This window comes from Kitasatospora sp. NPDC086009 (genome assembly GCF_044540385.1).
Lineage (GTDB): Bacteria > Actinomycetota > Actinomycetes > Streptomycetales > Streptomycetaceae > Kitasatospora.
Map to the genome: position 1 here is coordinate 107,217 of NZ_JBITSA010000010.1, position 12,035 is coordinate 119,251.

General features: G+C 72.2%; 7 protein-coding genes and 1 pseudogene. 4 read left to right on the plus strand and 4 right to left on the minus strand.

The features are described from left to right. Nucleotides 1-480: 480 nt before the first annotated feature. The 3 genes and pseudogenes from car to ACIF6L_RS23555 all read left to right on the plus strand — a co-directional run. A pseudogene (car, locus tag ACIF6L_RS23545) lies at nucleotides 481-3,921 on the plus strand (carboxylic acid reductase); the annotation flags it as partial. A gap of 99 nt (nucleotides 3,922-4,020) precedes the next feature. Next, on the plus strand, nucleotides 4,021-4,731 hold the full coding sequence (locus tag ACIF6L_RS23550; RefSeq protein WP_396486684.1) for a methyltransferase domain-containing protein: 711 nt from the start codon (nucleotides 4,021-4,023) through the stop codon (nucleotides 4,729-4,731). A gap of 507 nt (nucleotides 4,732-5,238) precedes the next feature. Then, a complete protein-coding gene (locus ACIF6L_RS23555) occupies nucleotides 5,239-5,952 on the plus strand; it encodes a ScbR family autoregulator-binding transcription factor (protein ID WP_396486683.1) in 714 nt (237 codons plus the stop codon). 65 nt (nucleotides 5,953-6,017) lie between these two features. On the opposite strand, the gene ACIF6L_RS23560 is transcribed toward ACIF6L_RS23555, so the two are convergent. From ACIF6L_RS23560 to ACIF6L_RS23570, 3 genes are all read right to left on the minus strand, one after another. Next, nucleotides 6,018-7,448 carry an IS701 family transposase gene (locus ACIF6L_RS23560; RefSeq protein ID WP_396486682.1) on the minus strand — a complete coding sequence of 477 codons (1,431 nt, stop codon included), beginning with the start codon at nucleotides 7,446-7,448 and terminating at the stop codon, nucleotides 6,018-6,020. A 553-nt stretch (nucleotides 7,449-8,001) separates the two neighbouring features. Further along, nucleotides 8,002-9,159 carry an IS701 family transposase gene (locus ACIF6L_RS23565; RefSeq protein WP_396486681.1) on the minus strand — a complete coding sequence of 386 codons (1,158 nt, stop codon included), beginning with the start codon at nucleotides 9,157-9,159 and terminating at the stop codon, nucleotides 8,002-8,004. 242 nt (nucleotides 9,160-9,401) lie between these two features. Beyond that, on the minus strand, nucleotides 9,402-10,055 hold the full coding sequence (locus ACIF6L_RS23570; RefSeq protein WP_352288776.1) for a ScbR family autoregulator-binding transcription factor: 654 nt from the start codon (nucleotides 10,053-10,055) through the stop codon (nucleotides 9,402-9,404). Nucleotides 10,056-10,188: 133 nt separating this feature from the next. Here ACIF6L_RS23570 and ACIF6L_RS23575 point away from each other — a divergent pair, with 133 nt between their 5' ends. Further along, entirely contained in the window at nucleotides 10,189-11,091 is a 903-nt protein-coding gene (locus tag ACIF6L_RS23575; protein WP_396486680.1) for a ScbA/BarX family gamma-butyrolactone biosynthesis protein, read from the plus strand. Between the two features lie 30 nt (nucleotides 11,092-11,121). On the opposite strand, the gene ACIF6L_RS23580 is transcribed toward ACIF6L_RS23575, so the two are convergent. Next, the gene (locus ACIF6L_RS23580) at nucleotides 11,122-11,889 is read right to left on the minus strand and encodes a glucose 1-dehydrogenase (protein ID WP_329486488.1); all 768 of its coding nucleotides are present in this window, start codon (nucleotides 11,887-11,889) and stop codon (nucleotides 11,122-11,124) included. Between the last annotated feature and the right edge of the window lie 146 nt (nucleotides 11,890-12,035).

The following is a 12,035-nucleotide window of genomic DNA, read 5'->3' on the forward strand; positions in this document are numbered from 1 at the left end:
TCAACCCGCGTCCGCGATAATTGTCTACGCGCTATATTGCATAAGCTTGATGCTGCCCTAAGTAACCAGACCTGCGCAAGGCGAACACGGCAAGCGTGTCAACTACGGCTCTCCGGGCCCGGTCGGCGGCCATGGACGGCGGGTCATCGACGACGGCGCGCGGCCGGCTCGTTCGACCGCGTCGCATGCGCCCGCTCCGCGGTGCGGTGCGCCGGCAGTTCCCGCCGGCCGACCCGGTCCGACGGCAACAAGACCGCAGGCGAAGGACTTTGCGCGGGCCCGGGAGAACTCGGCGTACGGGGCCCGGCAAACGGCCGACCTGACAGATCGTCGTTCGTTTGTTCAGGAACCCGGTTCGGCTCTGGTTAGCATCGGGGCACGAACTCGGAGCAATGGACGGAGCGTCCGGGAGACGAGTGTGCCGTCGTCGGCGTGCAGGCCGACCAGCACCGGTCCTTCGAATAACAGCCACGGCAGTCTGCCGGCGATGCGATGCGGAGACCCAGAATGCGGCTTGCGCAAACGTTAGCAAAAGTCATGCAGCGCCACACGGACCGGCCCGCAATCGGTGAACGCGCGAAGGAGTTCGTGCGGGACGCCGACACCGGCCGCGTTTCGCTCCGCCTCCTGGCGCACTACGAAACGACCAGTTACAGCGAACTCTGGGGGCGGGTCCGCGCGGTGGCCGCGGAATGGCACCGGCACCCGGAGCATCCGCTGGAGCCGGGCGAGCGGATCGCCCTGCTCGGCTTCGCCAGCGGCGACTACGCGGTGGTCGACCTCGCCTGCAACTACCTCGGCGTGGTCAGCGTCCCGCTGCAGACCAGCGCCCCGCTGGCGCAACTCGCCTCGATCGTCGAGGAGACCGAGCCCTTCGTCGTCGCGGCGAGCATCGAGCGGCTGCACGTCGCGGTCGAACTCCTGCTGGCGAACCCGTCGGCCCGCCGGCTGGTGGTCTTCGACTACCACCCGGACGTCACCGACCAGTTCGAGAAGTTCACCGCCGCGCGCGAGCGCCTGGCAGAGGCCGGCCGCGAGGTGGCGATCGACACCCTGGCGGACGTCGTCGGCCGCGGATCCGCGCTGCCCGACGCGCCGTTGTTCGTCCCCGAGGACGGCGACGACCCGCTGGCCATGCTGATCTACACCTCGGGCAGCACCGGAACGCCCAAGGGCGCGATGTACACTGACACGCTGCTGAGCGCGATGTGGGGCGGGGCCTGGTCGAAGCTGTTCTCCGACCTCCTCGCGATCAACATCAACTACATGCCGATGAGCCATGTCGCCGGCCACTCGTCGCTGAAGAACACCCTCGCCCGCAGCGGGATCAGCTACTTCACGGCCAGCAGCGACATGTCGACCTTCTTCGAGGACATCGCACTGGTCCGGCCCACCGAACTGTCGCTGGTGCCACGGGTCTGCGAGATGCTCTACCAGAAGTACCAGAGCGAGCTGGACCGGCGGGAGCTCGCCGGCGCCGACCGGCGGGCGGTCGAGGCCGAGGTCCTGGCCGAGCTGCGGGAGAACCTCCTGGGCGGCCGGCTCGCCTGGGCCAGTTGTGGCTCCGCCCCGCTCTCGGCCGAACTACGGCTTTTCGTCGAGGCCTTGCTGGGCTTCGAGCTGACCATCATCTACGGCTCCACCGAGGCCGCCGCCGTCTCCGTCGACGACAAGCTGCTCCGCCCACCGGTGATCGACTACAAGCTGGCCGACGTGCCCGAACTTGGCTACTACCGGACCGACTCCCCCTACCCACGGGGGGAGTTGCTGCTGAAGTCCGAGGCCGTCGTGCCCGGCTACTACAAGCAGCCCGAGCTGTCGGCGGAGATCATCGACGAGGACGGCTACTACCGGACCGGCGACATCGTCGCGGAGCTCGGGCCGGACCGGTTCACCATCCTGGACCGCCGCAAGAGCGTGCTGAAGCTCTCCCAGGGCGAGTTCGTGGCGACCGCGCGACTGGAGTCCGAGTTCGCGGCGAGCCCGCTGGTCCGGCAGATCTTCGTGTACGGCAACAGCGAACGGTCCTATCTGCTGGCCGTGGTCGTGCCCACGCCGGCCGCCCTCGACCAGTTCGGCGACGACCGGGAACACCTCCGCCAGCTGCTGAGCGAATCGTTTCAGCAGATCGCCCGCGAGGCCGGCCTGAACTCCTACGAGATCCCGCGCGACGTCCTGATCGAGGCCGAGCCCTTCGACCAGGCGAACGGCCTGCTCTCGGACCACCGCAAGCTGCTGCGGCCCCGGCTCCAGGAGCGCTACGGCCGCGAACTGGAGGAGCTGTATGCCGACATAGCCGCCCGGGAGAGCCGGGAGCTGCTGGAGCTGCGCCGTACGGGCGCCGACCGGCCGGTGCTGGAGACGGTCCAGCGGGCCACCCGGGCGCTGCTCGCGGGCTCCACCGTCGAGGTCGGCCCCGCCGCGCGCTTCCGGGACGTCGGCGGGGACTCGCTGACCGCCGTCTCCTTCTCCAACCTGCTCCACGACATCTTCGGCGTACGGGTCCCCGTCGACACCGTCATCAGCCCCGCCTACGACCTGCGTCAACTGGCCGGCTACATCGAGGCCAAGCGCGCGACGGGCCTGCGGGGGGTCACCTTCGCCTCGGTTCACGGCGAGGACGGCACGCGGGTCCGCGCCGGGGACCTCACGCTGGACAAGTTCCTCGACGACCGGACCATCGCCGACGCCCGGACCCTGCCGCAGCCCTCGGGCGAGCCCCGGACGGTGCTGCTGACCGGCGCGAGCGGCTACCTCGGCCACTTCCTCTGCCTGGAGTGGCTGGAGCGGCTGGCCCCGGTCGGCGGGACGGTGATCTGCGTGGTGCGCGGACGGGACGCGGACGCGGCCCGCGGGCGCCTCGACGAGGCCTTCGTCAGCGGCGACGACGAACTGGTGCGCCGCTACCGGGAGCTGGCCGACGGGCACCTGGAAGTCCTGGCGGGCGACATCGCGGAGCCGCGGCTGGGCCTGGACGACACGACCTGGAAGCGGCTCTCCGAGGAGGTCGACGTGATCGTCCACGCCGGCGCCCTGGTGAACCACGTCCTCCCGTACCACCACCTGTTCGAGGCCAACGTCGTCGGCACGGCCGAGCTGATCCGGCTGGGGCTCACCGGCCGGATCAAGCCCTTCACCTACATCTCCAGCGTGGCCGTCGCCACCTCCCGGGCCGGCGGGGCGCTGGACGAGGACTCGGACGTCAGGACCGCCCTCCCGGTGCAGCAGACCGACGAGGGCTACGCGGGCGGTTACGCGACCAGCAAGTGGGCCGGCGAGGTCCTGCTGCGCGAGGCGCACGACCGGTGCGGACTCCCGGTCACCACGTTCCGGTCCAACATGATCCTCGCGCACAGCCGTTACGCCGGGCAGCTGAACGTCCCGGACCAGTTCACCCGGCTGCTGCTCAGCGTGATCGCCACCGGCATCGCGCCGCACTCCTTCTACCGCACCGACGACCGGGGGAACCGTCGGCGGGCGCACTACGACGGCCTGCCGGTGGACTTCACCGCCGCGGCCGTGGTGGCCCTGGGCGGCCAGGGCACCGAGGGCTACCGGACCTTCAGCCTGGTCAACCCGAACGACGACGGGGTGTCGCTCGACAGCTTCGTGGACTGGCTGGCCGAGGCCGGGCACCGGATCGAGCGGGTGGCCGACTACGACGACTGGTTCGTCCGGTTCGAGGCCGCGATGCGGGCCCTGCCCGAGGGGCAGCGACAGCACTCGGCGCTGCCGCTGGTCCACGCGTTCAAGCGGCCGGAGGAGGCGGTGCCCGGGTCGGTCATCCCCTCCGACCGGTTCCGGGCCGCCGTCCGGGCCGCCGGGATCGGACCGGCGCGGGACATCCCGCAGCTCTCGCCCGCCTTCATCGCCAAGTACGCCGCCGACCTGAAGCTGCTCGGCGAGCGCCTCGGCTGGTGAGACCCGCGGCCGTCGCCGCACCCCCCCCGGCGGTGCCGGACGGCCCGCCGCGCGAACGACCCACCGCCCATCGGACATCGACCCCTGGAGCAGAGAACCATGGAACAGACATCCGCGAAGTTCGAGGAGCGCTACGATCTCGGGCGCCGTCTCGTCGAGCAGCTGGGCCCGGTCGAGACCGAGCCGACCACCTTCGAACTCCTCGGCCTCGAATGGGACTTGATCCCCGGCACCTACGAGCCGCGGCCGGGCACCGGCACCGAGTGGTACACCGGCGCGATCCCCTACCCGACCGGTGGCAGCTTCCTGGAGATCGGCTGCGGGGCCGGCGTCACCGCGGTCTGGGCGGCCCTGCACGGCTGCGCGCGGGTGACCGCCACCGACATCACCGACACCGCCGTCGACAGCGCCGCCCGCAATGCCGCACGGCACGCCGTCGCCGACCGGGTCCGGGTGCTGCGCAGCGACGTGTTCGACGCGCTCGGCCCCGAGGAGCGCTTCGACACCGTCTTCTGGAACTGCAGCGTCTTCGAGGCGCCGAAGGACTTCGAGTTCAAGCAGGACGTCGAGTGGGCGATCTTCGACCGCGGCTACAGCGCCCTCGGCCGCTACCTCGCGCAGGTGCACGACCGGGTGCTGCCCGGCGGCCGGGCCCTGGTCACCTTCAACAGCTTCGGTGACGCCGCCCGGATCGCCCAGCTCGCCGCCGAGGCGGGGAGCTCGCTGACGATGCTGGGCAGCGCCGACCGGCAGCTGGCGGGCGTGGACGTCACCTACAAGCTCTTCGAGATCCGCCCGCTGGAGCGCTGACCGCAGGAGCGCGCACACCGCCCGCGGCGCAACCCGTACACCCGGTCGCCCGGAGGGCCGGCCCGCATTCGTCGGGCCGGCCCTCCGGGCGGTTTCGCATGCGGCCCGGGGCGGTCGGGGGTGGCCCAGGGGGCCGGAATATTCCAGCGGCATGCGAATGCCGGGTGGCCGCCGGAGCGGTCGAACGAAAGGGCGAGCAATTCGAGCCGCGATAGCGCTCCGGGCCATTACGTTCTGTACATGGAGGGTTGCCGGGGTGATAGAATCCGACCCGGTGCGTGTGAATGCGCGCATGCCGATCAGGCCGGGGGCGGCGGCCCCGGCGGTAATCTCCGGGTGCCGATCCAGGTCGATCCGGACCGGGCGCGATCCACCCCGGCGCGACTGCTGTCGGGCACGATCCGGCCGGGCCGCGTGACGGCTACCGGAATCGATGCCTCCCTTGTCGCCCCGCGGCATGCTTCCGCGCGTTTCACCCGTCGCTCACCCCATTTCCGGAGCGCTCCCATGGCCAAGCAGAATCGTGCCGTCCGCACCCGGCAGGAACTGATCCGTTCTGCCGCGGAGACCTTCGCCCGATCGGGATTCGCGGAATCCTCCATCACCCAGATCTGTGTCCGGGCCGGTCTCAGCCACGGTGCGCTGCATTTCCACTTCGGGAACAAGCGGGCGCTCGGCGAGGCGGTCGAATCGGCCGCCGCGGAAACCCTGCTGCACATCACCGGGAACGTTCCACTGCGGCACCCCGTACCGCTCCAGCTGCTCGTCGACACCTCGCACCTGCTGGCCCGGCGGCTCTCCACCGACGCGGTGCTGCGGGCCGGGTTCTGCCTCGGCAGCGACGCCACCTGGCCGGGCGGCGCCGACCTGTGGCAGCAGTGGCAGGACTGGGTCCAGCTGATGCTGACCGTCGCCAGGGCCCAGGGCAGCCTGGCCGCCGACATCGTGCTCGACGACGCCGTGGCCGCGATCACCGCCGTCGTCGCCGGGCTGGAGGTGCTCGGGCGGCGCGACCCCCAGTGGCACTCGCGTCAGGCGGTCACGCCGTTCTGGCGGTTGATGCTGCCGCAGCTCGCGACGGCGGAGGCGCGGGCCGGGATCGCCCCGGAGGGCAGCTGTGCGGAGCCGCCGGAGGGCGGCGAGCGGGCGGCCGGCGCGGAGTGGGGCGAGGCCGGCGGGCGGCGGGCGGCGCAGCCCTGCGACGCGCTGTCCTGCTGCTGACGGCCGGGGCCGGCGCCGCCCCCGCCGCTCGCCGGCCCGGCCGCCCCCGGCCGGTGGTGGCTCGCTCAGGCGGGCCGCTCGCGCCGGTCGGCGAGGGCGACGACCGCGTGGGCGGCCGAGGCCAGCGTGACGTGCCGGTGCCAGCCGCTGAAGGAGCGCCCGGTGAAGTCGCGGATGCCCACCCGGTCCGCGATCTCCGTGAAGTCCCGGTCGACCTTTCCGGTGAGCCGGCTGAGCCGGACCAGGGTGGCCGGTGGCACGGCGGTGAGATTGGTCAGCCAGAGCTCCGCGGGCCAGTGCCCGCCCTCCTCACCGATGCCCAGCAGCAGGAGTTCACCACTCGGAGCGCCCGGAGTGCCGGGAGCACCCGGTGCGGTGGGTGTGCCCGGTGCGGACGGCGCGGGCAGGCCGACCCGGACGGTGGCGGCCGGCACCGCCCGGGGAGCGGTCTGCGGACCGTGCTCCCGGCCGTGCTCCCGGCCGGGGACGAGCCGGCGCAGGTCCTTGGCCAGGCTCATGATGCGCAGGGCCGGCTGCGGCCTGCTCCCCGAGGCGGGCAGGGCCTGGTCCAGTACGGAGAGCCGGAGGTCGCCGCCGACCCGGGCGAGCAGCGGCACCCCGTGGGCGTGCAGCTTCCCGAAGATCGTCATGGCCTGTGACTCACCGATGTCGAGCACCACGGGCCGGACCGGCAGCCCCCAGCCCGTGCTGGTCTCCAGGCAGGCCTCGGTCACGCACTCGCCGAGGGTCTCCACCCCGGCCTCGTCCGGGATCGACACCTGACTGCGCCGCAGATCGTCCTTGAGCCAGGCCTCGGGCAGGTGCAGGCGCCAGTTGACCGGGGTGCTCAGCTCCTCCGAGGCCGCCCAGACGCCGATGGCGTGCTGGGCGTTCAGCACCTGCCCGAGGGTCGGGAAGAAGTGCCGTTCGACGCCGACCGAGTGCTGCCCCGTCTTGGGGATGATCATCGGCTGCACCACCCACGCCTGTGGGGCCGCCGCGCCGGCCAGGTAGTGGGCCAGCGCCCGGCGGATGGGGATCCAGTCCCAGGTCGAACTGCAGATGAAGTGGTGCAGGTTCTGCTCCGAGGCCGGCTTGCCGAGCAGCGCCGCGATGTTGCGGATCGACTTGCGCCCCTCGGTCTCCAGCAGTCCGCGCAGGTACTGCATGCCCTTGCGGCACTGGTCGCTGCGGGACAGCGAGGTGAACAGGATCGAGCAGAGCTCGGTGAGCAGGACGTCGTGGGCGCCGGGCGGGAACGGTGTGCGGGGGTGGCGGGCCGGGCCCGGTCCGGACGGCTCGGCCGCCGCGGACGGCCCTCCGGGCGCGAGCCGGGCCGGGGAGGCGGCCGCAGGCGGGATGGGGGCCGGGATGGGGGCCGGAACGGAAGAGGGGAATCCGGTGGGGCGCAGGGGGCGGGCGGAGGGCTTCGACCGGTCGTTGTCGCCGACCGGAGCCTGGGTGCGCCGTCGCTGTGCCAGCGTCTGAGAGGTCAAGTCGTCTCCGTGGTCGTGGTGTTCGGGGGGAGGCGCCGGACGGCGGCGGCGGGGCCGGCCTCGTGGTGGCCGGGTGGATCGGGAGCGTCGGTCGGGTCGGGTCGGGTCGGCGCGGGTCAGGGTGGGTCGGGTCGGGTCGGCGCGGGTCAGGGCGGAGCGGGTCGGGTCGGGGCGGGGGTCGGAAGCGGGACCGGCCGTAGCCGGGCCCTGCCGCGAGTGGGGGAGCGGCTTCGTGGCGGTGCGGCGCCCCTGTCCTCAGTGCGGGAGCCGACCGGTCCGCGCTCGATCAGGGGTGGGAGGCAAAACGGCTGAGCGGACGCCCATCCTGTCCTGCGGACACGGCCCGTGCCGGGCCCCTTCCGGAGCGCCGCCAGGGAAGTCCGGCAAAGGTGAACTCCACGTGCGCACACTCCTGTTCGGTCTCCCGTGGCGGTCATGAACGTGCTCGTGCGCTGCTCCAGACAGTAAGGAGCGATCGGCGGCGATGCCATGGTACGAGGAGTGAGAGTGTCACATTACCGGACAGTAGTCCTGTGAAGCCGAAGCCGGTGGGTCAGCGTCCGGCCCGGCCGCCGGGCAGCAGCGGCCGCCGGTTCTCCAGGGTGGCGATCAGGTGGGCGACCGACGCCAGCGTGATGTGCCGGTGCCAGCCCGGGAACGACCGCCCGCCGAAGTCCCGTACCCCCACCCGCTCGGAGATCGCGGTGAAGTCCCGCAGAACGACGCCCGGCAGCCGGGTGAGCCGCAGCGCGGTGAGGACGGAGGGCGCGTCGGCGTTGGTGAGCCAGAGCCGCCGGCGCGGGCGCCCGGCCGGCCGCCACTCGCCGAGCAGCAGCATCCGCTCCCCGCGGGCCGGCGAGGTCACCACCGGGATCGCCACCGCGGTCGTCGGGCCGTCGCCCGGATTCACCTGCCGGCGCAGCCGAGGGAGCGACTCGGCGAGCTCGCCCGCGGTGTGCTCCCGGCCGCTGTAGCTGGGCAGTTCGGTCCGGTCGAGCCAGAGCTGGGCCTGCGGGCCGACCCGCACCACGAACGCGACGCCCAGGGCCGCCAGGTGCCGGGCGACCGCCACGGCGTCCACCTCCCCGACGTCCACCACGACCGGCCCGCGCAGCACCCCGCCGATTTCCCGGATGTCGGCCACCGCGGCCCGGACGCAGTCCTCGATGGTGGCGACCGCGGCGTCGGCGGGGACGCTCGCCCGTTGCCGCAGCGGATCGGTCAGCCAGCGGTCGGAGAGCCGCAGCTGCCAGTCGACGGGGACGGCGCAGTGTCCGGAGGCCAGCCAGGCCCCCACCGCGTGCTGGCCGTTGACGATCCGTCCGAGCGGCAGCAGTTGCTGGTCGATGCCGACCGAATGGGAGCCGGCCTTGGGTATCAGGATCGGTCTGATCACCCAGGCCTGCGGTGCCAGGGCCCGCTGCACCTCGCGGGCCAGGGCGTGCCGCACCGGCATCCAGTCCCAGGGCGACGCGCTGATGAAGTGGTGGACGCTCTGCTGCGCCGCGGCGCCGTCGAACTGCGCCGCGATGCCGCGCAGGGTCTTGCGCCCCTCCAGCGCGAGCAGGCCGCGGACGTACTGCTCGGCCTTGAGTCGCTGGCCGCTGCGCCGCAGCGAGCCGAACAACTGGGCGCTGAGCTCGGGGTCGAGCGCCGTGTCGGCGGCCGGTTCGCCGTCCGTCGCGCCGACGGATCCGTGCAGGTGCCGCATGGTTGATCCCCCAGTGGTCCGCCACCCCAGCCGACCGGACGGACCGCCGCCCCGCATCGGCGTCGTCCGGGTCGGACTCCCAAAAGAGGACTGCTGTCCTGTTCTCATTTATACAGGCCGGCGCGGACGGTGGCTGCCCCGTCGTGCCGCGTGGACACGGGAATCGCAGGTGCGAATTCCGTGCCGGCCGGCCGGCACGGTCGCCGGGGCGAGGCTGGTCGGGCGGTGGTCCGGACGGTCGGTCAGTCGACGGGGGACGGCGCCCCGGCCCGGCCGGCCTCCTCCAGGAGGCGCTTCGCGCGGTAGGGGGAGGAGTCCAGCCTGGCCAGCACGCCGGCGCTGGCGACATTGGGGAGGACGAGTGCGAACAGGTTCGAGATCTCCTGGGAGAGGGTCCGCTCCGGCAGGGTCTCGGTGATCAGCTGGACCCCGGTCCACGCCCCCACGAACAGCCGGGCGGTCTCGGCCGGGTCGACGTGCGCGAGCAGTTCGCCGCGCTCCTTCGCCTCCGTCAGCAGTCCCTGCCCCACCTCGATCCAGTCGGGCCAGCGGGTGCCGAACAGGCCGCGGGACTTGACGTCCACGGACAGCCGGATCGCGGCGCTCAGCATCGGCTCCCGGGGCAGCCGGTGGGCGAGCAGCAGGGCGAGGTCCACCCACTCCTGCAGCTTGAAGGCCTGCGGGGCCAGCCCCTCCATGGTCACCGCCTCGGCCAGCACGCCGCGGGCGAGCTGCTCCTTGGTGGTGAAGTGGAAGTAGAGGCCACCGCGGGTGAGTTGGATGCGCTCGATGAGGCCGCCGATGGTGGTGGCGTCGTATCCGAGCTCGTTGAACATCTCGGCCGCGGCCTCCAGGATCAGCCGGCGGGTATGGATCGCGCGCTCCTGCCTTGACACTTTATGCCTCCACTGCATTCTCTTTACCATTGCTTGAACTAGACTTGCTCATGGTTCGAAACCGACCGGAGAGCCGGTACTTGAATAGCACAGTCCACTGAGCTGTGCCGACCCGTCAGACCAAGGGGGGGCCTTGCAAGACGTCACGCTCGCACCACGTTCATCCACTCCTTCGCCCGCTCTCGTAGGCGCCTACGCGCACCTGCGGCGGGGCACGTCCGTCCTGGTCACCGGCTGGGAGCGGCTGGGGGCCGACGAGTTCGGGGTCGGCGTCCGGTGGCCGGCCGTGCAGGTGGGCCTGCCGTACGACCCGCGGATACTCGCCCAGACCATCCGGCAGAGCGGCCTGGTCGTCGCGCACGCCGAGTACGGCGTCCCGCTGACCCATCAGACCGTGTTGAGCACCCTGGACTACACGATCGACCCGGACTTCCGCGTGCCACGCGGCCGGAGCGCGAGGCTGGACGTACGGGTCACCGTGGCGGGCGCCGTGCGGAACCGACGGTCCGTCAGCTCGCTGCGGATGGGCATTCTGATCCGCTGTGACGGCGTCGTGGCGGCCCGGGCGGACTCCGAGTTCGGCTGGATCTCCCCCGCCGCCTACCGGCGGGTGCGGGGAGACGGCCTCGGGGTCGGCTGGGGCGCCTGGCCGTTACCGGAGCCGATAGCCGCCGACCTCGTGGCCCGGCCGCGCGCCACCGACGTCGCCCTCGCGCCGGGCGACCGGCCGCACCGCTGGCTGCTGCGCAACGACATCGACAACCACCTGCTCTTCGACCACCCCGTGGACCACGTGCCGGGGCTGGCCCTGCTGGAGGCCGCGGCCCAGGCCGCGCAGGCCCTCCGGGGCCGGTCGTCCTTCCTGCCCCTGCGGGTCACCACCAGCTTCCGGCGGTACGTGGAGTTCGACCGGCCGTGCTGGATCGAGGCGGAGGAGACACCGGCCGGCCACCCCGCCCGGTGCGCCGTCCGGGTCACGGGCACGCAGGGCGGGGAGCCGGCCTTCCGGGTCGAGTTCAACGGTCTGCGGCGGTGACGGTGCCACCACCGGGCGGCCGGGGGCGGCTCACCGGTTGACGAAGCCGCCGTCCACCGGCAGGACGGTGCCGGTCAGGAACGGGCAGCGGTCGCTCAGCAGCCAGGCCGCCGCCTCCGCGATCTCCTCCGGAGCCGCCGTACGCCCCTGCGGCGTCAGCGAGTTGGCCAGATCCTCCAGGCCGGGATTGCGGCCGAACCAGTCGGCCGTGATCTCGCTGCGGGTGGTTCCGGGGGCGACCGCGTTCACCCGGATGCCCTGCTTGGCGTACTCGTCGGCGGCGGCCCTGGTGAAGCCGATGACCGCGTGCTTCGAGGCGATGTAGGGGGCGGCGGCGGGGATCGACACCAGGCCGCCCACACTGCTGTTGTTGACGATGGTGCCCCCGCCGGATTGTTCCAGCATCGCCGTTATCTCGTACCGCAGGCAGTTGAAGACGCCGCGCACATTGGTGTCCATGACGGTGTCGTAGACGTCGTCCGACATCAGGTGCAGCGGGGTGCGGTCGCCGCCGATCCCCGCATTGTTGAAGGCCGAGTCGAGCCGCCCGTATTCGGCCACGGCGAACTCGACCGCCCTCGCGGCATCTCGGGCGACGGATACGTCACCGACCACGTACGCGGCGCGGGCTCCCTTTTCGCGTAGTTCGGCGGTCAGTGCGGCCAGGCGTTCTTCCCGGCGGGCGGTGAGCACCACGGTGGCGCCCTCCCGGGCGAACACGTGGGCCGCCGCGGCGCCGATGCCGCTGCTCGCGCCGGTGATGAGGACGATTCTGCCGGAGAGGAGGTCGCTGTTCATGGCCCGAAGTCTCGCAGGCCCCCGTCCGGACGTCACCAGGTCGGCCTGCCCTCCTGCTGTCAGCATGATTTGACGGCGATTCAGTTCGTCGAGCCGGCATCGGAGCCCCGTCGAACCGGTGCGGCCGCCGGCGGTGCTACGTGCCC

Coding starts and splice junctions, on each gene's coding strand:
- ACIF6L_RS23565 (WP_396486681.1), bottom strand. CDS start 9,159: ATGCGGCACCTGCACGGATCCGTCGGCGCGACGGACGGCGAACCGGCC.
- ACIF6L_RS23555 (WP_396486683.1), top strand. CDS start 5,239: ATGGCCAAGCAGAATCGTGCCGTCCGCACCCGGCAGGAACTGATCCGT.
- ACIF6L_RS23580 (WP_329486488.1), bottom strand. CDS start 11,889: ATGAACAGCGACCTCCTCTCCGGCAGAATCGTCCTCATCACCGGCGCG.
- ACIF6L_RS23550 (WP_396486684.1), top strand. CDS start 4,021: ATGGAACAGACATCCGCGAAGTTCGAGGAGCGCTACGATCTCGGGCGC.